This window comes from Sulfuricella sp. (genome assembly GCF_035531155.1).
Classification (GTDB): Bacteria; Pseudomonadota; Gammaproteobacteria; order Burkholderiales; family Sulfuricellaceae; genus Sulfuricella.
The window spans coordinates 198089-218643 of record NZ_DATKTK010000026.1; the positions used below are offsets into that span (position 1 = coordinate 198089).

A 20555-nucleotide genomic window follows, 5' to 3' on the forward strand; every position below is an offset into this window, starting at 1 on the left:
TCGTTGAGTGAGTCACAATGCAAAGATTGATGCTCAAATCCAAGCTGCACCGTGTCACCGTCACGCATTCCGAACTGCATTACGAAGGTTCGTGCGCGATTGACGAAAATTTGCTGGAAGCCGCGGACATCCGCGAATACCAGCAGATCGACATCTACAACGTGAGCAATGGCGAGCGTTTCACCACTTACGCCATCAAGGCGCAGCGCGGTTCGGGCATTATTTCCGTGAACGGCGCGGCGGCGCACAAGGCGAATCCCGGCGACCTCGTCATCATTGCCACCTATGCCATGTACAACGAACTGGAACTGCAGAAATTCCAGCCCGAGCTGGTGTATGTGGATGGCGACAACCGCATTGTCGACAAGCGGCAGCAGATTCCGGTGCAGGCAGCATAACCGGTGCCAGTCAGAAATGCGAAAGGGCAGCTGAGGCTGCCCTTTGTTTGTGTGGTGCCGGGAGCCGGAATCGAACCGGCACGCTATTGCTAGCGCGGGATTTTGAGTCCCGTGCGTCTACCAGTTCCGCCATCCCGGCTGGTCTAGTGAGTCGCGAATTATCAACCAAAAACATTTTCCCGGCAAGTTTCTTCGTATGAAAACCAGTGATTTCGATTTCGACCTGCCCCCCGAACTGATCGCCCAGTTTCCCACTCAGGAGCGCAGCCAGAGCCGTTTGCTCCATCTCGACGGCGCGAGCGGCGCGCTGGCGGATGGCCAGTTCAGCGACTTGCCGCAATTTCTCAAGCCCGGCGACTTGCTGGTGTTCAACGATACGCGCGTGATCAAGGCCCGGCTGTTCGGGGTGAAGGACAGCGGCGGCAAACTGGAGGTGCTGATCGAGCGGGTGCTGGACGAGCATCAAGCGCTCGCCCACATCCGCGCCAGCCATGCGCCCAAGCCCGGCTCCGGCCTGCTGCTGGCGGGCAAGATTGCGGCGACGGTGGAGGAGCGGCAGGGCGAACTCCAACGTCTGCGCTTCGCTGGGGAAACGCCGCTGCTGGAACTGCTGGAACAGTACGGCAGCCTGCCGCTGCCGCCCTACATCACCCATGCTCCGGAAGCGCTGGACGAAACCCGCTACCAGACCGTTTACGCGCGTCAACCCGGCGCAGTGGCCGCGCCTACGGCGGGGCTGCATTTCGATCCGGCGATGCTGGCGACGCTGGAAAAGATCGGGGTGAGGACGGCCTACGTCACGCTCCACGTCGGCGCGGGGACTTTTCAGCCGGTGCGCGTGGAGGAAATCGCCGAGCACCACATGCACAGCGAGTGGTACACCGTGCCGCAGCGGACGGTGGATTCGATCCGGCTGGCCAGGGCGGAAGGAGGACGTGTCATGGCGGTGGGGACGACCAGTTTGCGGGCGCTGGAATCTGCGGCGGCGGGCGGCGAGCTGGAAGCGGGGAGCGGCGAAACCAACATCTTCATTTTCCCCGGCTACCGCTTCAAGGTGGTGGAGAGGCTGCTGACCAATTTCCACCTGCCCAAATCAACCCTGCTGATGCTGGTGTCGGCTTTCGGCGGCATGGAAAATATCCGCCGTGCCTATCGTCATGCGGTGGAAAATCGCTACCGCTTTTTCAGCTACGGCGATGCAATGCTCATAGAAAGGCAGCAATGAAATTTGATCTTCTCGCCACCGATGGCCCCGCCCGCCGCGGCACCCTGACTCTGGCCCACGGCACCGTCGAAACCCCGGCCTTCATGCCGGTGGGCACCTACGGCACGGTCAAGGCGATGTCGCCCGCCGAACTGAAGGAAGTCGGCGCCCACATCGTGCTCGGCAACACCTTCCACCTGTGGCTGCGCCCCGGTCTGGAGGTGATAGCGGCGCACGGCGGGCTGCACCGCTTCATGGGCTGGGACGGGCCGATACTCACGGACAGTGGCGGGTTCCAGGTATTCAGCCTGGGCGAACTGCGCAAGATCACGGAAGAGGGCGTGAAGTTCCAGTCGCCGGTGAACGGCGACCGCTGCTTCCTGACGCCGGAAGAGTCGATGCGGATCCAGAAAGTGCTGAACTCCGATATCGTGATGATCTTCGACGAATGCACGCCTCACCCGGCCGATCTGCAGCAGGCCGGGGACTCGATGCGCCTCTCCCTGCGCTGGGCGGAGCGTTCGAAGCGGGCCCACGAGGGCAATCCCAACGCGCTGTTCGGCATTGTCCAAGGGGGCATGCACGAGAGCCTGCGCGACGAATCTCTGGCCGGGCTGGTGAATATCGGCTTCGACGGCTATGCCATCGGCGGGCTGTCGGTGGGTGAACCGAAGGAGGACATGCTGCGCATCCTCGACCACGTCGCGCCGCAGATGCCGGCGGACAAGCCGCGTTACCTGATGGGCGTCGGCACGCCGGAGGACATCGTGGATGCGGTGTCGCGCGGGGTGGACATGTTCGACTGCGTGATGCCGACGCGCAATGCCCGCAACGGCTGGCTGTTCACCCGCTTCGGCACGGTCAGGATCAAGAATGCCCAATACCGGCTGGACATGAGGCCGCTGGACGAGGCGTGCGGTTGCTATACCTGCCGCAACTTCACCCGCGCCTATTTGCACCACCTGCACCGCATCGGCGAGATCCTCGGAGCGCGCCTCAACACCATCCATAACCTGTACTACTACCAGGAGTTGATGCAGGGCATTCGTCGCGCCATCGAGGAAGGGCGCTTTTCCGGCTTCGTGCGCGAGTTTAGGCAAGCGCGGGTGGCGGGGTCGTGATAAAATGCGCCATTTCGTTCTTAAGTAATGGAGAATCAATATGTTGATTAATATGGCTTATGCGGCAGATGCCGCGCCGGCGGACATGATGGGCAGCCTGCAGCAGTTTCTGCCCCTGATCGTGATTTTCGCGCTGTTCTACTTCATGATGATCCGTCCGCAGATGAAGCGCGCCAAGGAGCAGAAAAACATGATTGAGTCGCTGCAAAAGGGCGACGAAGTGGTTACCTCTGGCGGCGAACTGGGCAAGGTGGCGAAAGTTGGCGAAGCCTACGTCGGTCTGGAAGTCGCCCCGAATGTAGTGATCCAAGTGCAAAAGTCGGCGATTACGACCCTGCTGCCGAAGGGCACGATCAAGGACATTTAAGTGAGGAGTGAGGAGTAAAGAGTGAGGAGCATCCCTTCTCCACTCCTAACTCCTAATTCCTCACTCCTCACGGAGTTTGCTGAATGAACCGTTATCCCCTGTGGAAATATCTTGTCATCGCCGTGGCGATGCTGTTCGGCCTGATTTACACCCTGCCCAATTTCTTCGGTGAATCGCCCGCGGTCCAGGTTTCGCCGATGCGCGGTATGACCAAGGTGGACCAGGGGCTGATGAAGCAGGTCGAGGAGGTGCTGAAGAAAAACAATCTCCCCTACCAAGGCATTACGTTCGACTCCTCCGGCGTGAAGGTGCGCTTTGGCGATGCGGACACCCAGATCAAGGCCAAGGATATTCTCCAGTCGCAGCTCGGGGAAAACTTCGTGGTGGCGCTGAATCTGCTGTCGAGTTCGCCCAAGTGGCTTTCCAATCTGGGCGCGCTGCCGATGTACCTCGGCCTGGACTTGCGCGGCGGGGTGCACTTCCTGCTCCAAGTGGACATGAAGGGTGCGATCACCAAGGCGCTCGACCGTTATAACGGCGATATCCGCACCAGCTTGCGCGAGAAAAAAATCGCCTATGCCGGCATTGCCCGGCAGGATCAGGCGGTGGAGATCAAGTTCCGCGATGCCGAATCGCGCCAGAAGGCGATGGGAGAACTGCAGAAGACCTCCCCCGACCTGCTGCTGAAGGAAGTCGACGAGGGCGCCGACTTCAAGCTGCTGGCCACTCTCAAGCTGGAGGCGCAGAAGCGCATCCAGGAATTTGCTCTGCAGCAGAACATCACCACCTTGCGTAACCGTATCAACGAACTCGGCGTGGCCGAGCCAATCATCCAGCAGCAGGGCATAGACCGCGTCGTGGTGCAGTTGCCCGGCGTGCAGGATACCGCCAAGGCCAAGGATATTCTCGGCCGTACCGCCACTCTGGAAATCCGCATGGTGGACGAGGAGCATGACGTGACGGCCGCGGTACAGAGCGGCCAGATTCCCTTTGGCAGCGAGCTTTATACCGAGCGCAAGGGCCTGCCGTTATTGGTGAAGAAGGGCGTGGTGCTGACCGGTGATTACATCAGCGACGCGCAACCCGGCTTCGAAGGGCAAAGCGGCGAACCGGCCGTGCATATCAACCTGGACGGGCGCGGCGCGCGCATCTTCAAGCAACTGACGCGCGATAACGTGGGCAAGCGCATGGCGATCCTGCTGATCGAGAAGGGCAAGGGCGAAGTGATCACCGCACCGGTGATCCGCGAGGAAATCGGCGGTGGCCGGGTACAGATTTCTGGCCGCATGACCACCATGGAAGCCAGCGACGTGGCGCTGCTGCTGCGCGCCGGTGCACTCGCTGCGCCGATGGACATCATCGAGGAACGCACCGTCGGCCCGAGCATGGGCGCGGAGAATATCGCCAAGGGCTTCAATTCCAACATCTACGGTTTTGTCGCCATTTCGATCTTCATGATTTTCTATTACCGTTTCTTCGGCCTGATCTCGACGGCGGCGCTGGCCGTCAACGTGCTGCTGCTGGTCGGCATGCTGTCGCTGCTGCAGGCTACCCTGACCCTGCCTGGCATGGCGGGTATCGCCTTGACGGTGGGTATGGCGATCGACGCCAACGTGCTGATCAACGAGCGCATCCGCGAGGAAATCAGGAATGGCTCCTCGCCGCAGGCCGCGATCCATGCCGGCTACGAGCGGGCTTTTGCCACCATTCTGGATTCCAATATCACCACTTTGATTGCCGGCGTGGCGTTGTTCTGGCTGGGTTCCGGCCCGGTGCGCGGGTTTGCGGTGGTGCTGTGCCTCGGTATCATGACTTCGATGTTCAGCGCCGTGGTGGTGTCGCGCGGCATGGTCAACCTGAGCTACGGACGCAAGGCCAGGCTGGATAAGGTTTCGATTTAAAACAAGCGCCTTTCACGTTCGCCCCCTCTCCCACCCGTGGGAGAGGGTTGGGGAGAGGGAAGTCCGCCGCAACGAGTAGTCTGGATTTTCAAGGAAACAACATGCTGGAATTTTTCCATATCAAACGCGACATCCCGTTCATGAGCTATGCACGGGTGACCACCTTTATCTCCCTGGTGACGTTCATCGCGGCGGTGGCGGCGCTGGGGCTGAAGGGTCTGAACCTGGGCGTGGACTTCACCGGCGGCACGGTGATGGAGGTGAGCTACAGCCAGCAGGCGGATGTCCACAAGATCCGCGACACCCTGACCAAAATCGGCATGCACGATGCAGCGGTGCAGAATTTCGGCACAGCCCGCGACGTCATGATCCGCCTGCCGCTCAAGCCCGAGCTTAGCACCGCCAAGCTTTCCGAGCAGGTGTTCCAGGCATTGCAGGGCGCAGACAATTCCGTCACGCTGAAGCGCGTCGAGTTCGTCGGCCCGCAGGTGGGCAAGGAACTGTACGAGAACGGTGCGCTCGCGCTGCTGGTGGTCTCCCTCGGCATCATGGCCTACCTCGCCGTTCGTTTCGAATGGCGCTTCTCGGTGGCGGCGATCATCGCCAACATGCACGACGTGGTGATCATTCTCGGCTTCTTCGCCTTTTTCCAGTGGGAATTCTCCCTCACCGTGCTGGCCGGCATCCTCGCGGTACTCGGCTATTCGGTCAACGAATCCGTGGTGGTGTTCGACCGGGTGCGCGAAAACTTCCGCAAGATGCGCAAGGCCTCGGTGTCCGAGGTGATCGACAACGCCATCACCCGCACCATGTCGCGCACCATTATCACCCATACCATGACCGAGCTGATGGTGCTGTCGATGCTGTTCTTCGGCGGCGAGGCGCTGTACTACTTCGCCCTGGCACTGACCATCGGCATCGTCTTCGGCATCTATTCCTCGGTGCTGGTGGCCAGCCCGATCGTGATGTGGCTGGGCGTGTCGCGCGAGGATTTCCTCAAGCCGGAGAAGAAGGAAGGCGAAGAGGCGGAAGCGTTGCCCTGATGGAGCTTCTGACTGCTTTTGTCGACCTCGTCCTGCACCTCGACAAGCACCTGCTGTTGCTGGTGCAGGAACACGGCTCCTGGGTTTACCTGATTCTGTTCCTGATTATCTTCTGCGAAACCGGTCTGGTGGTGACGCCCTTCCTGCCGGGCGATTCCTTGCTGTTTGTCGCCGGCGCACTGACCGCGACCGGGGCGATGGAACTTCAGGTGCTGGCAAGCTTGCTGATCGTCGCCTCGTTCATGGGCGACAACACCAATTACTGGATCGGCCGCTATGTCGGGCCGAAAGTGTTCAGCAGGGAACGTTCGCGCCTGCTCAACCCCAAACACCTTGAGCTGACCCACCGCTTTTATGAAAAACACGGGGGAAAGGCCATCATCCTGGCGCGCTTCTTCCCCATCATCCGCACCTTTGCTCCCTTCGTTGCCGGCATCGGTCGCATGGATTACCGCCATTTCCTGCCTTACAGCCTGGCGGGCGGGATAGCCTGGGTCGGCTCGCTGCTGCTGGCCGGCTACTTCTTCGGCAACATTCCGTTCATCAAGCAGAATCTGACGCTGGTGATCTTCGGCATTGTCTTGCTGTCAATCCTGCCGGGAATCATCGGTTACCTGCGCCATCGCACTCAATAGGGCTCGTTAATGGATAAGTTGGGCATACGTTGCCGCATATTCGGGATGGATGCAAGGCGCGAGGCGCGGCGAATGGTTGTTCCATTCGCAAGCCTCGCAACGCCGCAGGCGCCCGAATACGCGGCAACCCTCCGGGCTGGGGCTGGTTGGGGTGCATTCCGGTGTTGCGAGGAGGCCTGCGACACGTTACCGCGAAGCGGCTGTTTGCGGGAGCAGGCCTCGCGGGCGCTCCCCGCAAACGGGCAGCTACGCTGCAAACGTGTCCGCGCCCGCCCTGTTGTGAATGACACAACGGCGCGTCTCGCGCCTAGGACTGCACCCCAACCAGTCCCAGCGTATGCCCAACTTATCCATTAACGAGCCCTTATCCATGGAACCCCTGCTCGACGACGCCACGGTAAGCAGTTTCCTGCCGCCGACCCGGCGCATCATCTTGCATATTGCCGTGATAGCCGCGGTTTCGTTGATCGGCGGCCCGCTGCTTGGGCTGTACGTGTTCAACGCGCCGCGCGGTGAGAGGCTCGTCCTGTCGCTCGGCACCGGGCTGGGTTGGGGGCTGTCCTTTGCTTTCGTCGCCGCCTTTATTTACACCGCCTGGCTCGTTAGAACCGTCTGGAAGGCCTATTACAAACACGTGGCAGCGCGGAAAATGGAAGAGTTCTATCGCGCCATCGAGGGTGAGCAGACGAAGGATTAAACTTTAAAACGGCATTAACCACGAATGACACGAATGTTCACGAATAACCAAAAGTAGGCGCCTCCAGGCGACACGAATTGTAGGTGCAGATTATTCGTGAACATTCGTGTTTCATTCGTGTTATTCGTGGTTAAAAGCCTTTTCCAGATTAAATCCTCGCCGCCAGCTCTGCCGCCATGCCGGTGTAGTTGTGTGGGGTCATCTGCAGCAGCCGCTGTTTCGCTTCCTCCGGAATCGCAAGTTTGGCGATGAAGGCGTGCAGCGTTGCCCGGGTGATGCCGCCCTTGCCACGGGTGAGTTCCTTGAGCTGCTCGTAGGGGTTCTCCACGCCGTAGCGGCGCATCACGGTCTGGATCGGTTCCGCCAGCACTTCCCAGTTGTTGTCCAGGTATTCATTCAGGCGTTTCGGGTTGGCTTCCAGCTTATTGAGGCCGCGCAGGCAGGAGTCGTAGCCGAGCAGGGTGTAGCCCAGGCCCACGCCCATGTTGCGCAGCACGGTGGAGTCGGTGAGGTCGCGCTGCCAGCGGGAAACCGGCAGCTTTTCGGATAGATGCCGCAGTACCGCATTGGCCAGCCCGAGATTGCCTTCCGAGTTCTCGAAATCAATCGGGTTGACCTTGTGCGGCATGGTGGAGGAACCCACTTCGCCGGCCTTCACCTTCTGCTTGAAATAGCCCATCGAAATGTAGCCCCAGATATCGCGGTCGAGGTCGATCAGGATGGTGTTGGCGCGGGCGTAGGCATCGAACAGCTCGGCCATGCAATCGTGCGGTTCGATCTGGATGGTGTAGGGGTTGAAATCCAGCCCCAGCCCTTCGACAAAATGCTTCGCGAAGCGCTCCCAGTCGAAATCGGGATAGGCCGACAGATGGGCGTTGTAGTTGCCCACCGCGCCATTGGCCTTGCCCAGGATGGCGACCTCGGTCAGGCGCTTTTGCTGGCGTTGCAGGCGGTAGGCCACGTTGGCCATCTCCTTGCCGACCGTGGTGGGCGAGGCGGGCTGGCCGTGGGTGTGGGCCAGCATCGGCATGGTCGCGAGTTCATGGGCGAGCTCGGTGAGTCTGGCGACGAGCCTGGCAAGGCCGGGCAGCATCGCCGCTTCGCGTGCTTCCTTCAGCATCAGGCCGTGGGACAGGTTGTTGATGTCTTCCGAGGTGCAGGCGAAATGGATGAATTCGCTCACCTTCATCACTTCCGCATTGCCGGCCAAACGGGCTTTCATCCAGTATTCGACAGCCTTGACGTCGTGGTTGGTGGTCTTTTCGATATCCTTGACCGCCTGGGCGTCGGCTTCTGAAAAATCGTTCGCCAGCGCATCCAGCTGCGCGAAGGTTTCAGCGGAGAAGGTCGGGACTTCGGCGATGGCGGGCTCGCGCGCGAGCGCCTTGAGCCATTCGATTTCCACCTTGACGCGATAGCGGATCAGCGCAAACTCGCTGAAATAGGCGCGCAGGTCGGCCACCTTGTTGTGGTAGCGCCCGTCCAGAGGGGATAATGCGGTAAGCGTGGAAAGATTCATAAGCCGGCCCGTGCTGTAGGTATTTGGAAAACTCGCATTTTACCGCAAACACCATGAAAATAGTCCAAAGACACTCTTGGGATATCAGCCCGACTGAGGCGATTGCCATCCAGCAGCAACTGCGCGGCGAGGTGGTGAGGGAAGACCGGCTCGGTCCGGTGCGCCATGTGGCGGGGGTGGACGTGGGTTTCGAGGAAGGCGGCGCGATCACCCGCGCCGCAGTGGCGGTGCTCGGCTTTCCCTCTCTCGAACTGGTGGATCATGCCATTTTTCGCGCCCCCACTCGTTTTCCCTATGTGCCAGGGCTGCTGTCTTTCCGTGAGGTGCCAGCGGTGATCGGAGCACTGGAGAAGCTGACCGTCATCCCCGACCTGCTGCTGTGCGACGGTCAGGGTATCGCCCATCCGCGCCGTTTCGGCATCGCCAGCCACCTCGGCCTGCTGTGCGGCATTCCCTCCATCGGCGTAGCCAAAACCCGGCTGATCGGCGAGCATGTCGAGCCGCCCGACCAGCGCGGCGCATCCGTGCCGCTGATCGATCATGGCGAAACCATCGGCGCGATATTGCGCAGCCGACCCGGCGTGAAACCGCTATACATCTCCATTGGTCACCGCATCAACCTGGCGACGGCGCTCGACTATGTGATGGCCTGCGTCACCCGCTACCGCCTGCCGGAGACGACGCGCTGGGCGCATCGTCTGGCTTCCGGGCCTGCGGTCGAATGAGCAGGAAGGTGACGATGACGGCCAGGGCGAACAGTGCATACGCCAGCGTGAATACCCATTCCGGCAGGTCGTAGTAGATCAGGCGACCGACCCAGCGCTGCATGAAGCTGGCCCCGCCCGAGCCGGTCTGGCGCAGGAAATCTTCCCACACGGTCAGCGGACAGGCTATACCGACGAGGGATTCAGCCATTACGAAGAGGGTGGCGGCAAGATGCGCGACGCGGAAGCGGAGGTTGCGCACCCAGACCCATCCGAGCGCGGCGCCGGCCCAGATGGCGAGCAAACCGCCCACCACGAACAGCACGAACAGAAAGTGGACGATCAGGACTGCGTCGGCCAAGATCGCCATGAGTAAACTAAACGCCAGCAACCCAATCGCTGGCCAGATTGTAGTCGTCGAACACCCGGGTTTCAGCAGGAGTGAACAGGCTGGTCAGCCAGGTACTCCAGGCGATCCATTGGCTATCGGTGACCACGGCGATTTTCCACAGGTCGAAGCGGTGTTCGCGGGCAAACTTGATTTCTTCCCAGGCAACATCCACGGTGAGTCTGGCCATGTCGCGCAGATCGATCAGCAGGTTGACCCGACCCTCGAACTTGATCTTGTACATGACCGCATCTTCCAGCTCCTTGAAGTCGGCGAGGGTGAACTGACCCAGCACGGCGACGTTGACGAGGTGGCTTCGGAGTTCGATGGTGATCATGGTTTACCCTTAACAGAGGTGGCGTCCTTTCACTATAGCAAACCGGCTATACGGCAGGAAGACGGGGCACCACGCGGGAGGCGAGAACGCCGCTCAGGATGATCAGCACTATCCCCAGCCAGCTGGTCAGGGACAGGATTTCCTGCCACAGCAAGATGCCCCACAGGCTGGCGAACACGACCGTGCTGTAGGCCAGGCTGCCGACCACCAGCGTGTCGCCCTCGCGATAGGCGCGGGTCATGGCGAGCTGTGCCAGGGTGGCGGTGGTGCCGAGGCCGAGCAGGAGCAGGAAATTCCGCGGTGAAACGGGATGAAAGGCGTGAACTCCCATCCAGATGCCGCCTCCAAAGGTGCAGATCAGGGTGAAATAGAACACGATCCGCCATTCCGGTTCGCCGAGCTGTCCCAGTTGCTTGACGTTGAGATAGGCGATGGCGGCGAGAAAACCGGAAGCCAGCCCCATCAGTCCTGCGACCAGCTGTTCCTGGTGCAGGGTGGGGCGCAAGAGTAGCACCACGCCGGCAAAGCCGAGCAGGATGGCCAGCAATAGCGGCAGGTGCGGACGTTCTTTCAGGATCAGCACGCTGAGAAAGGCAAGGAACAGCGGCGCGGTGTAGTTGAGCGTCACCGCAGTGGCCAGAGGTAGCCGGGTGATGGAATAAAAGAACAGCATCAGCGCAGCGAAGCCGGACAACCCGCGCCACAGGTGCGCTTTCCAGTGAGGCGTGGCGGCGCTCATGCCCTGGCTCTTGATGATCAGGGAAATGATCAGCAGGCCGAACAGGGAGCGGTAGAACACCAGTTCGGCGCTGGAAAAAAACTCCGCACCCAGCTTGACGAATACTCCCATGCAGCCGAACAGGACGCCGGCCACGAGCATCCACGCGGATTTTAGCTGCGGAAGTTTGGGCATGGGTTATGTTGTGGAGTTGTTGTGCAATTCATGGTGGAGTAGTTTATCCCGGATTTGCTGTCAGGCTGGAAGTTAAAGCTGCGGGCCGCTTTGCGTCTATGAGTGGGGGCCGAAAGCCGCGCAGAGATTGACCGGAGACCGCAATATGCGGTATTTTAACCCTTTTTAGAGTGCGGCAAGTAATGAGCAAAGCTTCAAAATCACCGACCTTCGAAAGCGCACTCGCCGAGTTGGAAAATATCGTCGCCACCATGGAAGCGGGCCAGTTGCCGCTGGAGCAGCTTCTGTCGGCCTACAAGCGCGGTGCGGAGCTTCTCCAGTTCTGTCAGCAGGCGTTGCAGGATGCGCAGCAGCAGGTGCGCATCCTCGAAGCGGGCAGCTTGCAGAATTTCGTCGCCGACGCAGATAAAGCCAATACAGACAATGATTGATTTTCAGGCATGGGCAGCGGCCCTGCAGCAGCGCATGGAAGGCGTGCTGTCCGACGTGCTGCCGCAGCCCTCGATTGCGCCGCAGCGCCTGCATCAGGCGATGCGTTATGCCGTACTCGGCGGCGGCAAGCGCATCCGCCCTTTGCTGGCTTTCGCTGCCGGTGAAGTGGCCGGCGCCGATCCGCAGCGCGTCGATACGGCTGCGGCTGCGGTCGAGCTGATCCACGCCTATTCCCTGGTGCACGACGACCTGCCGTGCATGGACGATGACAGCCTGCGGCGCGGCAAGCCCACCTGTCACCTCGAATATGACGAGGCCACTGCACTGCTGGTGGGCGATAGCCTGCAAACCCTGGCGCTCCAGTTGCTGGCGGACCGCCCGTTGGCGGATGCTCCCGCGGTGCAGCTGGAAATGGTGAAGATTCTTGCCGTGGCCGCCGGTTCGCGCGGCATGGCCGGCGGCCAGGCGATTGACGGCGAAAGCGTCGGCAAGACGCTGTCTCTGCCGGAACTGGAATTCATGCACATTCACAAGACCGGTGCGCTGATCCGGGCTTCGGTGCAACTGGGTGCGCTGTGCGGCAAGGGGCTTGAAAACGGTGAAATGGAGCGCTTGCTGCACTACGCGAAATGTATCGGGCTGGCCTTCCAGGTGGTGGACGACGTGCTCGACGCCGAATCCACCACTGCCACGCTGGGCAAGACCGCCGGCAAGGATGCCGAGGCCAACAAACCAACCTACGTTTCTATTCTTGGCGCGAATGCGGCGCGTGCCTTCGCTGCCGATTTGCACCGGGATGCGTTACAGTCGCTTGAAGTGTTCGGCGCGCGAGCGGAAAGATTACGCCAGATCGCCGATTTCATCGTCAAGCGGCAATTTTGAACAGGGTTTAAATCTAGAAAAAGCTTTAACCACGAATGACACGAATGAAACACGAATGTTCACGAATAATCAGTTAGTTAGTATGGATAACCTGATTCGCCTGTTTGGTGGAGCGATGATTGTCTCTAAACCATTCGTGTCGCCTGGAGGCGCCTACTTTTGGTTATTCGTGAACATTCGTGTCATTCGTGGTTAATCGCCATTTTTAGGTTAAGTTATTTGCCGCGCCTTCCGCGGTTGAAGGATATTTGTGCCAGGTAAGTACTCCCTCCTCGAAGCTATCAACGATCCCGCAGAGTTGCGCGCCCTCGACCGCAAGCAACTGCCCCAGCTCGCCGAGGAGTTGCGCAGCTTCCTGATCGAAAGCGTGAGCAAGTCCGGCGGCCACCTGGCCTCCAATCTGGGCGCGGTGGAGCTGACCGTCGCCCTGCATTACGTGTTCAACACGCCGGACGACCGGCTGGTGTGGGATGTCGGCCATCAGACCTATTCGCACAAGATTCTGACCGGACGGCGCGAGGCCATGGCCACCCTGCGCCAGCTCGGCGGCATCGCCGGTTTCCCCAAGCGCGCCGAGAGTGAATATGACGCTTTCGGCACCGGCCATTCCAGCACCTCGATCAGCGCAGCGCTCGGCATGGCGGTTGCGGCTCAGGCGGAAGGCAGCGACCGGCGCGCGGTGGCGATCATCGGCGACGGCGCCATGACCGGGGGCATGGCGTTCGAGGCGCTTAACAACGCCGGAGCGATGGACGCCAATCTCCTGGTGGTGCTGAACGACAACGACATGTCGATCTCGGAAAACGTCGGCGCGCTCAACAACTATCTCGCCAAGCTCATGTCGGGGCGCTTTTATTCCGCAATGCGCAAGGGCGGCGAGAAGGTGCTGGGGGCGATGCCGCCGATTCTGGAACTGGCCAAGCGCGCCGAAGAACACATGAAGGGCATGGTCATTCCCGGCACCCTGTTCGAGGAATTCGGCTTCAACTACATCGGCCCGATCGACGGCCACGACCTCGACGTGCTGGTGACCACGCTGAGAAACCTGAAGCAGCTCCAGGGGCCGCAGTTGCTGCACATCGCCACGCAGAAGGGCAAGGGCTACAAGCTGGCCGAAGAGGATCCCTGCCGTTACCACGGAGTGGCCAAATTCAACCCCGAGGACGGGGTGATGGATGCCAAGCCCGGCGGCAAGCTCACCTACACCCAAGTGTTCGGCGACTGGCTGTGCGACATGGCGGCGCAGGACGCGCGCCTGATCGGGATCACCCCGGCGATGTGCGAAGGCTCCGGCATGGTGCGTTTCGCACGGGAATACCCGAAGCGTTATTTCGATGTCGGCATCGCCGAGCAGCACGCGCTGACTTTCGCCGCCGGCATCGCCTGCGAAGGGATGAAGCCGGTGGTGGCGATCTATTCGACCTTTCTGCAGCGCGCGTACGACCAGTTGATCCACGACATCGCGCTGCAGGATCTGCCCATCGTGCTGGCGATAGACCGTGCCGGGCTGGTTGGCGCCGACGGCCCGACCCATGCCGGCAGCTTCGACCTGTCCTTTTTGCGCTGCGTGCCCAACATGCTGGTGATGGCGCCATCGGATGAGAATGAGTGCCGCCAGATGCTCTACACTGCATTTATGCACAACGGTCCGTCGGCGGTGCGCTATCCGCGCGGCGGCGGCACGGGTGTCGCCATCCAGCAGGAAATGCAGGCATTGCCGATGGGTAAGGGTGAAATCCGGCGCGAGGGTGAAAAAATCGCCATTCTCGCCTTCGGCAGCATGCTTACGCCCTCACTGGCCGCAGCCGAAGAACTCAAAGCCACGGTCGCCAACATGCGCTTCGTCAAGCCACTGGACGAGGAACTGATATTACGCCTGGCGCAAACCCATGACCTGCTCGTCACGGTCGAAGAAAACGCGGTGATGGGCGGTGCCGGCAGCGCCGTGCTCGAATTCCTGGAGAGTCGGGGCGTGACGGTGCCGGTGCTGCAACTCGGCCTGCCCGACTGTTTCGTCGAACATGGCGATCCGGCCAAATTGCTGGCGGCCTGCGGCCTGGACCAGGACGGCATCGTCCACGCGGTGAGAGCCCGGTTAACGATAATTGCCCATTAAGCCGTTCGTGGTGAGCCTGTCGAACAGCCTGCATTTCGTAAACAAGCCCTTCGACAAGTCAGGGCGAACGGATTCCGGTAAACATTGAGGCTTCCGGGTAGCCGAGTAGTTTACTCAACTATTAACAAGTGTTATACTTGGTCTAAATTAATTCAAGGAATAAATTCATGAGCGACTGCAGTGAGACTTGCGATGTGAATGCTCCCGTCTGTGACAAAGACGCCATCGCCGATGTGCAGAACTACGCGGATTCCCGCCAGATTGCCATCGACAAGGTGGGCATCAAATCCATCCGCCATCCGGTCAGGGTTGCGGACAAGAGCGAGGGCGTGCAGCACACCATCGCCATGTTCAACATGAACGTCTATCTGCCGCATAATTTCAAGGGCACGCACATGTCGCGCTTCGTTGAGATTCTCAACAGCGACAGCAACGAGCGCGAGATTTCGGTGGAATCGTTCGAGACCATGCTGCGCGAGATGGTACAGCGCCTGGAGGCCGAGTCCGGCCACGTCGAGATGAGCTTTCCCTACTTCATCAACAAGACGGCCCCGGTTTCCGGCGTGCAGAGCCTGCTCGACTATGACGTCACCTTCATCGGCGAAATCGTCAAGGGCAAGTACCAGCTCACCATGAAAGTGGTGGTCCCGGTCACCAGCCTGTGTCCGTGCTCGAAGAAGATTTCCGATTACGGCGCCCACAACCAGCGTTCCCACGTCACCGTGGAGGTGCGTACCAATGAAATGGTGTGGATCGAGGACGTGGTGCGGATGGTGGAGGATCAGGCCTCATGCGAGCTGTACGGCCTGCTCAAGCGGCCGGACGAAAAGTTCGTCACCGAGCGTGCCTACGACAATCCCAAGTTCGTCGAGGACATGGTGCGCGACGTGGCGGCTGCGCTTAACGCGGATAAGCGTATCGATGCTTATGTGGTGGAGGCGGAGAACTTTGAATCGATTCACAACCACTCGGCTTATGCGTTGATCGAGCGCGACAAGACGGCACGCTGAGCAAAAAAAGTAGGGCGCGCCGTGCATCCCATGCACCATGCTTGGGATGCAACCTACGTATGTTTGTACGTGAAACGACATCGAAGTAAACCACCTGCCCTGACTCTGCCCGACCCCGTGATCCTCTTTTACCCTCTTTCAATGGCATGGCGAAATCTCCTTACATAGCTGACGTGAACCCCGCAAACTTCCGCACCCTGGTGCTGGAAAATTCGGGAAAAGGTCCGGTACTGGTGTACTTCTGGTCGCCCCGCGCAGGGCCCTGCATGATGCTGATGCCCAGGCTGGTTCAGCTAGCGCATGAATATGCCGGAAAATTTCTGCTGGTCCTGCTGGATACGGATCAGCACGGCAGGATGGCCAGAGAAGAATACGGCATCACCAGCGTGCCGACGGTCAAGTTTTTTCGGCAGGGGCAGGTGGCCCATACTATCCATGGTGCAGAATCCGATGCCGAATTCCGTTGCGCCATTGACAAGTTCGTTGCACGGCCAGGTGGGGCGTCCCAGGTTGTCCTGAGCGCTTTTTGCCAGCAGGGCAATGTGGAGCAGGCCTGCAGCCTGCTCGCCAAAGCCGCTCTGGATGACCCGGACAATTTCCAGATTCCGGTTGATCTTGCCAAGCTGCTTCTGCTCAAGGGCGATTATGTCCAGGCTGAACATCTGCTGTTAGCCCTGCCGGAAGAGGTGCGCGACGATGCCGAAATCAGCACCTTGCTGACGCACGCGGGCTTTATCCGCATTGCGCAGGATGCACCAGACATCGAAACGCTGGAACGGGATATCGCTGCAGAGCCGAACAACAGCCTGGCGCGCTATCAGTTGAGTGCAGTCAAGTTGATTGGCGATGATTGTGCCGGTGCGATGGAGCAGTTGCTGGAGATCGTGCGCCGCGACAGGAGTTTCCGCGATGATGCCGGCCGCAATGGGCTGATTGCCATTTTCAATATGGTGGGCAGCGAGCACGAACTGGTCGGGCATTATCGTGCCTTGCTGACTGAAGCCCTGCGATGAATGCGGCTCGTTTTTGCTAGGTTCCCTAGCAGCTTTCCCTCGAACTGAAAGTACGTATAAAATTTGATTGAAGGTTCAGCCCCGATTGATTGCCATTCCAGGACGTGGCAGGGACGAGCCTGGATTCCACTCAATATTTTTTCAGCAACGTCATGTTAGTCCCGTCCTGCTTTATTTCCAGCCTTTTCAGGAAGCTCATGCCGAGCAGCACGTAAGGCATGTTGCTTTCCTGCACCAGACCGTCGACCTGGTTCAGCGTGAGATTGCCCACCCTCACCGTGTTGAGGGTGACATGGTAGGCCGGGACCACGCCGTTTGCGGTGGAAACCATGCCGCGTTCGCCGTTGAGATAGGAAATTCCGAGCCGCTTTGCTTCATCCTTGCCCATCGATACCATGGATGCTCCGGTGTCTACCATCATGCGCGTGCCGGTGCCGTTGATGTTGCCGGTGGTGACGAAATGGCCCTGGACATCGGCGGCCAGGACTGCGCTCTGGTTGCCGCCGCCATCGGCGGACGGGATGGAGGCGCTCTTGCCCATGCCCAAATTCTGGCGCTTGCCGTCGATCTCCAGCACTGCGGTCGAGGAGTCGGCGCTGATCAGCTTGACGCCCTCCGGCGTGGTCTCGCCAGCGGTCATTACGCGATGCTTGCCGCCATTGATGCTGACCATGGCCTTGCCGCTGAACAGGCCGACCACGTTGACTTCGGTGGCAGGGGCGCTGGTTGCGGTGCATAGAATAACCAGGCCGGGCAGGATAGAATGGCGCCATACTAAACTCATCAGGACTCCTTCAGATCATGCAGATCATGAAACCGGTTGCGATTTTTCGCCATGCGCCCAGCGAGGGGCCAGGCTATTTTGCCACATTTCTCGATAGTCGCGGCATTCCCTGGCAACTGTTCAGGATCGATGCCGGTGACGCCTTGCCGACAGATGCCAGGCAGTTCAGCGGCCTGGTGTTCATGGGCGGACCGATGAGCGTGAACGACGACTTGCCGTGGATACCCCATTCTCTGGAATTGATTCGGCAGGCGGCGCAGGCCGACATTCCCGTGCTCGGGCACTGCCTCGGCGGGCAGTTGATGGCCAAGGCCCTGGGCGGTGTTGTGGGCAGGAGTCCGGTCAAGGAAATCGGCTGGGGCGAGGTGACGGTGGCGGACAATGCCACGGCCAAAGCCTGGTTCGGAGAGGGGAAAAAATTCGACGCCTTCCACTGGCATGGCGAAACCTTCACGATTCCGCCCGGCGCTACCGGCATCCTGGGTAATAAGCACTGTGCAAACCAGGCGTTTGCCCTGGGCAAGCATCTGGGCATGCAATGCCATATCGAAATGACCGAAGAGATGGTGCGGGAATGGTGCGAGCTGGGCGGGGAAGAAATTGCCTCCGCCAGCGCCAGCCCGGCAGTGCAGCAACCGGCGGAGATCCTGGAAAATCTGGCGGGACGCGTGAAGACCTTGAATGCCGCTGCGCAAAAAACCTATAAAAAGTGGATTGAAGGGCTGGTGCGCTAGCCAGAATTATTCATACGGTAGGGTGCGCCTTGCGCACCATGGTGCGTGGAACGCACCCTACTTCTCTGGCGGTATCACGCGCTAGAACCGCCTCATGACGTCCAGGTGCAACTGCCCTTTCGGTAGGCCGTGCCGCTGTAGCAAGCCGACAATTCCCTCCGTACTTGATTCCGGTGCCGTGAGATAGACGTCGAAGCCGGCAAGATCGGGATGATCGGCGACGATCGCTGTACCTGCGGCTTCCATATCGCGCAGGCCCACCGCCGGGTCGGCGGACGCCTCCCAGCTGGATTCGCCGGATAAATCATTCCCCGTCAGCGCCGTGTAACTGAAGTTGTCCAGGGCGTCGAGCCAGGAGCGGCACAGGTTATTCAGATAGTGGTTGCCGGGCCGGTGCGCCATCCAGTAGAGGTGCAGGGGCTGTTCCAATTCCAGGGCGATGGCGTGCTCGATAATGCTTTTGATCGATGCGAAGCCGGTTTCGTAGGCGACGAAGATGATGGGCCGGTTTGAATTTTCGTCCAGGGAGAAGTTCCCCCATGGCCCTTCGACCATCACCGTTTGAGAGATTTTCAGCTGGTTGAAGACGTATTCCGAGAACGAATCGCCCGGCACCCGGCGGATGTGAAATTGCAAGTGCATGGCGTTGCACGGGCAGCTGGCCAGTGACTTGCTGCGTGGCGGCATGTCGGCGATGGCGAGGCTGAGGTGCTGCCCGGCGAGAAAGCGCAGCGTCTGCGAGCGCGGCGTGCGCAGGTGCAGGATCAGGGTGTCGTCCTGAACGCGCTCCATCAGCTCAACCTTGGTGGGGATCAGCTGGAGCGGGATATCTTCTATGCCGCCGGCTTCCTTGACCTCTATTTCCAGGTCGGATTGCGCAGTGATGACGCATAACAGCACATGGCCCTGTGCCTTCTGCGTGTCGGAAAAGTGGAAATCGTGTTGCTGGGATTCGCGTACCTGGCCGGACTTTATCCTGCCGCCGCAGCCGCCGCAGCTGCCATTGTTGCAATTATAGTTGAGTGCGATGCCGGAGCGGAGCGCGGCTTCAAGCACGGTTTCGTTTTTCTCGGCGGTGAACTCTTTGCCGCTGGGCAGGAGGCGAACTCGGAAACTCATAGTGCATCGCAGAATAGTAGTGTACTTTAGTCAAGTATACACGATTCAGTCTCTGGAGCCAGCATGAGACGGTTGCAGCGTCAGAATTTCCCCGGTCGCTGCAAGCCGGCTTCGACTTCGTCCCGCTGGGCCTTCCCGGCCAAAACTTCGATCAGTTCCAGGGTGAAATCCATCACCGTGCCTGGCCCGCGCGAGGTGATGACCTTGCCGTCCCTGACCACGGGATCGTTCTTGTAGGCGACGGTGGGCAGGTTCATCTTGTCGACGAAGCCGGGGTAACTAGTCGCCGATTTTCCCGCCAGCAGGCCGGCTTCGGCCAGTACAGCGGGTGCGGCGCAGATGGCGCAGGTGTACTTGCCCTCCCGGGCCATTTTTTGCAGCAGGGCGATGATGCGGGGATCGTTCTTCAGATGGGTCATGCCGGGCATACCGCCGGGCAGCACGATCATGTCGAATTCCTGCTCGAGCGCTACATCCAGAGTGGTGTCGGCGATCAGGCGGACGCCGCGGCTGGCGGTCACCGGCTGATCGTCTAGCCCGGCAGAAACGACTTCGATTTTGGCGCGGCGCAGCAGGTCGATAATGGTGACGGCTTCGACTTCTTCGCAGCCTTGGGCGAGGGGGACAAGCACCTTTGGCATCTTTGTACTCTCCAAAATGCAAACCGCAAAGGCGCTAAGTTCCGCAAAGTTTTATTTTCCATCTTCTTTGCGTCTTCGCGTCTTTGCGGTTATTCGGTTTTAATCCCGGAAATTCTGGAATTGCAGCGGAAAGTCGGTGATGGATTTTTTGACCAGCGTGATGGTTTCCTGCAACACATCCCGCTTCGCGCCGGTGACGCGCACCGCTTCGCCCTGGATGCTGGCCTGGACCTTGAGCTTGGAATCCTTGATCAGCTTGACGATTTTCTTCGCCAGTTCGGTTTCTACACCGGTCTTGACGGTAACGGTCTGCTTGACCTTGTTGCCGCTGATTTTCTCGATCTTGCCCTTGTCCAGGCAGCTCACGTCGATGTTGCGCTTGCCGAAGGTCTGGTTGACGATGTCGAGCACCTGGTCGAGCTTGAAGTTGTCGTCGGCGTAGATCGTCAGCACATATTCCGCCTGATCGATGCGTGAATCCGAGCCCTTGAAATCGAAACGGCCGCTGATGACCTTGTTGGCCTGGTCAACGGCGTTGCGCAATTCCTGTTTGTCTACTTCGGAAACGATATCGAATGTTGGCATGGCTGACTCCCC

Annotated in this window: 23 protein-coding genes and 1 tRNA gene; 15 read left to right on the forward strand and 9 right to left on the reverse strand. The window is 59.8% G+C overall.

Features of this window, described 5'->3' with window-relative positions:
* The first annotated feature begins 17 nt into the window (after positions 1 to 17).
* Positions 18 to 398, forward strand: a complete 381-nt coding sequence (gene panD / locus VMV64_RS05210; RefSeq protein ID WP_325328889.1) for an aspartate 1-decarboxylase — start codon at positions 18 to 20, stop codon at positions 396 to 398.
* 52 nt (positions 399 to 450) lie between these two features.
* On the opposite strand, the gene VMV64_RS05215 is transcribed toward panD, so the two are convergent.
* Positions 451 to 537 (reverse strand) — tRNA-Leu (locus tag VMV64_RS05215).
* Between the two features lie 57 nt (positions 538 to 594).
* Here VMV64_RS05215 and queA point away from each other — a divergent pair.
* The 7 genes from queA to VMV64_RS05250 all read left to right on the forward strand — a co-directional run bounded on the left by queA (position 595) and on the right by VMV64_RS05250 (position 7366).
* Entirely contained in the window at positions 595 to 1623 is a 1029-nt protein-coding gene (queA, locus tag VMV64_RS05220; RefSeq protein ID WP_325328890.1) for a tRNA preQ1(34) S-adenosylmethionine ribosyltransferase-isomerase QueA, read from the forward strand.
* The gene (gene tgt, locus VMV64_RS05225) at positions 1620 to 2723 is read left to right on the forward strand and encodes a tRNA guanosine(34) transglycosylase Tgt (protein ID WP_325328891.1); all 1104 of its coding nucleotides are present in this window, start codon (positions 1620 to 1622) and stop codon (positions 2721 to 2723) included. Before queA ends, tgt begins: the two co-directional genes overlap by 4 nt.
* A gap of 40 nt (positions 2724 to 2763) precedes the next feature.
* Complete coding sequence (gene yajC, locus VMV64_RS05230; protein WP_325328892.1) at positions 2764 to 3090, forward strand: preprotein translocase subunit YajC; 327 nt, start codon at positions 2764 to 2766, stop codon at positions 3088 to 3090.
* Positions 3091 to 3173: 83 nt separating this feature from the next.
* Positions 3174 to 4991, forward strand: coding sequence for a protein translocase subunit SecD (gene secD, locus VMV64_RS05235; protein ID WP_325328893.1), 1818 nt, complete (start codon positions 3174 to 3176; stop codon positions 4989 to 4991).
* A 104-nt stretch (positions 4992 to 5095) separates the two neighbouring features.
* On the forward strand, positions 5096 to 6034 hold the full coding sequence (secF, locus tag VMV64_RS05240) for a protein translocase subunit SecF (protein ID WP_325328949.1): 939 nt from the start codon (positions 5096 to 5098) through the stop codon (positions 6032 to 6034).
* Positions 6034 to 6669, forward strand: coding sequence for a DedA family protein (locus tag VMV64_RS05245; RefSeq protein WP_325328894.1), 636 nt, complete (start codon positions 6034 to 6036; stop codon positions 6667 to 6669). Before secF ends, VMV64_RS05245 begins: the two co-directional genes overlap by 1 nt.
* 370 nt (positions 6670 to 7039) lie before the next feature.
* The gene (locus tag VMV64_RS05250) at positions 7040 to 7366 is read left to right on the forward strand and encodes a hypothetical protein (protein ID WP_325328895.1); all 327 of its coding nucleotides are present in this window, start codon (positions 7040 to 7042) and stop codon (positions 7364 to 7366) included.
* Positions 7367 to 7514: 148 nt separating this feature from the next.
* Here VMV64_RS05250 and purB read toward each other — a convergent pair whose 3' ends face one another.
* Entirely contained in the window at positions 7515 to 8885 is a 1371-nt protein-coding gene (gene purB / locus VMV64_RS05255) for an adenylosuccinate lyase (protein ID WP_325328896.1), read from the reverse strand.
* Between the two features lie 53 nt (positions 8886 to 8938).
* Here purB and nfi point away from each other — a divergent pair, with 53 nt between their 5' ends.
* Positions 8939 to 9610, forward strand: a complete 672-nt coding sequence (gene nfi / locus VMV64_RS05260) for a deoxyribonuclease V (RefSeq protein ID WP_325328897.1) — start codon at positions 8939 to 8941, stop codon at positions 9608 to 9610.
* Here the strand turns inward: nfi and VMV64_RS05265 are convergent.
* The 3 genes from VMV64_RS05265 to VMV64_RS05275 are packed head-to-tail and all read right to left on the reverse strand — an operon-like array spanning position 9540 to position 11194.
* Positions 9540 to 9959, reverse strand: a complete 420-nt coding sequence (locus VMV64_RS05265) for a DUF2784 domain-containing protein (protein ID WP_325328898.1) — start codon at positions 9957 to 9959, stop codon at positions 9540 to 9542. The two genes, nfi and VMV64_RS05265, sit on opposite strands and share 71 nt — an antisense overlap.
* Before the next feature lie 7 nt (positions 9960 to 9966).
* On the reverse strand, positions 9967 to 10314 hold the full coding sequence (locus VMV64_RS05270) for an STAS/SEC14 domain-containing protein (RefSeq protein WP_325328899.1): 348 nt from the start codon (positions 10312 to 10314) through the stop codon (positions 9967 to 9969).
* Positions 10315 to 10360: 46 nt separating this feature from the next.
* Positions 10361 to 11194 carry a DMT family transporter gene (locus VMV64_RS05275; protein WP_325328950.1) on the reverse strand — a complete coding sequence of 278 codons (834 nt, stop codon included), beginning with the start codon at positions 11192 to 11194 and terminating at the stop codon, positions 10361 to 10363.
* Positions 11195 to 11409: 215 nt separating this feature from the next.
* Between VMV64_RS05275 and VMV64_RS05280 the strand changes: the two genes are divergently transcribed.
* From VMV64_RS05280 to VMV64_RS05300, 5 genes are all read left to right on the forward strand, one after another.
* Positions 11410 to 11658: an exodeoxyribonuclease VII small subunit gene (locus VMV64_RS05280; RefSeq protein WP_325328900.1), complete on the forward strand. Its 249-nt coding sequence runs from the start codon at positions 11410 to 11412 to the stop codon at positions 11656 to 11658.
* Positions 11651 to 12541, forward strand: a complete 891-nt coding sequence (locus VMV64_RS05285; protein WP_325328901.1) for a farnesyl diphosphate synthase — start codon at positions 11651 to 11653, stop codon at positions 12539 to 12541. Before VMV64_RS05280 ends, VMV64_RS05285 begins: the two co-directional genes overlap by 8 nt.
* A gap of 250 nt (positions 12542 to 12791) precedes the next feature.
* Positions 12792 to 14657, forward strand: a complete 1866-nt coding sequence (gene dxs, locus VMV64_RS05290; protein WP_325328902.1) for a 1-deoxy-D-xylulose-5-phosphate synthase — start codon at positions 12792 to 12794, stop codon at positions 14655 to 14657.
* A gap of 167 nt (positions 14658 to 14824) precedes the next feature.
* Positions 14825 to 15667 carry a GTP cyclohydrolase FolE2 gene (gene folE2 / locus VMV64_RS05295; protein ID WP_325328903.1) on the forward strand — a complete coding sequence of 281 codons (843 nt, stop codon included), beginning with the start codon at positions 14825 to 14827 and terminating at the stop codon, positions 15665 to 15667.
* Positions 15668 to 15840: 173 nt separating this feature from the next.
* Positions 15841 to 16680: a tetratricopeptide repeat protein gene (locus VMV64_RS05300; RefSeq protein ID WP_325328904.1), complete on the forward strand. Its 840-nt coding sequence runs from the start codon at positions 15841 to 15843 to the stop codon at positions 16678 to 16680.
* A gap of 130 nt (positions 16681 to 16810) precedes the next feature.
* On the opposite strand, the gene VMV64_RS05305 is transcribed toward VMV64_RS05300, so the two are convergent.
* Entirely contained in the window at positions 16811 to 17464 is a 654-nt protein-coding gene (locus VMV64_RS05305; protein ID WP_325328905.1) for a retropepsin-like aspartic protease family protein, read from the reverse strand.
* A gap of 26 nt (positions 17465 to 17490) precedes the next feature.
* On the opposite strand from VMV64_RS05305, the gene VMV64_RS05310 reads away from it, so the two are divergent.
* Positions 17491 to 18198 carry a type 1 glutamine amidotransferase gene (locus VMV64_RS05310; RefSeq protein ID WP_325328951.1) on the forward strand — a complete coding sequence of 236 codons (708 nt, stop codon included), beginning with the start codon at positions 17491 to 17493 and terminating at the stop codon, positions 18196 to 18198.
* 81 nt (positions 18199 to 18279) lie between these two features.
* Here VMV64_RS05310 and VMV64_RS05315 read toward each other — a convergent pair whose 3' ends face one another.
* The 3 genes from VMV64_RS05315 to VMV64_RS05325 all read right to left on the reverse strand — a co-directional run bounded on the left by VMV64_RS05315 (position 18280) and on the right by VMV64_RS05325 (position 20543).
* Positions 18280 to 19317 (reverse strand): 2Fe-2S iron-sulfur cluster-binding protein, encoded by a 1038-nt coding sequence (locus tag VMV64_RS05315; RefSeq protein ID WP_325328906.1) that lies wholly within the window; start codon positions 19315 to 19317, stop codon positions 18280 to 18282.
* A gap of 80 nt (positions 19318 to 19397) precedes the next feature.
* Positions 19398 to 19958: a DJ-1 family glyoxalase III gene (locus VMV64_RS05320; protein WP_325328907.1), complete on the reverse strand. Its 561-nt coding sequence runs from the start codon at positions 19956 to 19958 to the stop codon at positions 19398 to 19400.
* Positions 19959 to 20057: 99 nt separating this feature from the next.
* Positions 20058 to 20543, reverse strand: a complete 486-nt coding sequence (locus VMV64_RS05325; RefSeq protein WP_325328908.1) for a YajQ family cyclic di-GMP-binding protein — start codon at positions 20541 to 20543, stop codon at positions 20058 to 20060.
* Positions 20544 to 20555 lie beyond the last annotated feature (12 nt).

Bases quoted from the DNA above. Each gene is read 5' to 3' on its own strand.
- panD (WP_325328889.1), top strand. From the start codon at position 18: ATGCAAAGATTGATGCTCAAATCCAAGCTGCACCGTGTCACCGTCACG.
- queA (WP_325328890.1), top strand. From the start codon at position 595: ATGAAAACCAGTGATTTCGATTTCGACCTGCCCCCCGAACTGATCGCC.
- tgt (WP_325328891.1), top strand. From the start codon at position 1,620: ATGAAATTTGATCTTCTCGCCACCGATGGCCCCGCCCGCCGCGGCACC.
- yajC (WP_325328892.1), top strand. From the start codon at position 2,764: ATGTTGATTAATATGGCTTATGCGGCAGATGCCGCGCCGGCGGACATG.
- secD (WP_325328893.1), top strand. From the start codon at position 3,174: ATGAACCGTTATCCCCTGTGGAAATATCTTGTCATCGCCGTGGCGATG.
- VMV64_RS05245 (WP_325328894.1), top strand. From the start codon at position 6,034: ATGGAGCTTCTGACTGCTTTTGTCGACCTCGTCCTGCACCTCGACAAG.
- VMV64_RS05250 (WP_325328895.1), top strand. From the start codon at position 7,040: ATGGAACCCCTGCTCGACGACGCCACGGTAAGCAGTTTCCTGCCGCCG.
- purB (WP_325328896.1), bottom strand. From the start codon at position 8,885: ATGAATCTTTCCACGCTTACCGCATTATCCCCTCTGGACGGGCGCTAC.
- nfi (WP_325328897.1), top strand. From the start codon at position 8,939: ATGAAAATAGTCCAAAGACACTCTTGGGATATCAGCCCGACTGAGGCG.
- VMV64_RS05265 (WP_325328898.1), bottom strand. From the start codon at position 9,959: ATGGCGATCTTGGCCGACGCAGTCCTGATCGTCCACTTTCTGTTCGTG.
- VMV64_RS05270 (WP_325328899.1), bottom strand. From the start codon at position 10,314: ATGATCACCATCGAACTCCGAAGCCACCTCGTCAACGTCGCCGTGCTG.
- VMV64_RS05275 (WP_325328950.1), bottom strand. From the start codon at position 11,194: ATGCTCGTGGCCGGCGTCCTGTTCGGCTGCATGGGAGTATTCGTCAAG.
- VMV64_RS05280 (WP_325328900.1), top strand. From the start codon at position 11,410: ATGAGCAAAGCTTCAAAATCACCGACCTTCGAAAGCGCACTCGCCGAG.
- VMV64_RS05285 (WP_325328901.1), top strand. From the start codon at position 11,651: ATGATTGATTTTCAGGCATGGGCAGCGGCCCTGCAGCAGCGCATGGAA.
- folE2 (WP_325328903.1), top strand. From the start codon at position 14,825: ATGAGCGACTGCAGTGAGACTTGCGATGTGAATGCTCCCGTCTGTGAC.
- VMV64_RS05305 (WP_325328905.1), bottom strand. From the start codon at position 17,464: ATGAGTTTAGTATGGCGCCATTCTATCCTGCCCGGCCTGGTTATTCTA.
- VMV64_RS05310 (WP_325328951.1), top strand. From the start codon at position 17,491: ATGAAACCGGTTGCGATTTTTCGCCATGCGCCCAGCGAGGGGCCAGGC.
- VMV64_RS05315 (WP_325328906.1), bottom strand. From the start codon at position 19,317: ATGAGTTTCCGAGTTCGCCTCCTGCCCAGCGGCAAAGAGTTCACCGCC.
- VMV64_RS05320 (WP_325328907.1), bottom strand. From the start codon at position 19,958: ATGCCAAAGGTGCTTGTCCCCCTCGCCCAAGGCTGCGAAGAAGTCGAA.
- VMV64_RS05325 (WP_325328908.1), bottom strand. From the start codon at position 20,543: ATGCCAACATTCGATATCGTTTCCGAAGTAGACAAACAGGAATTGCGC.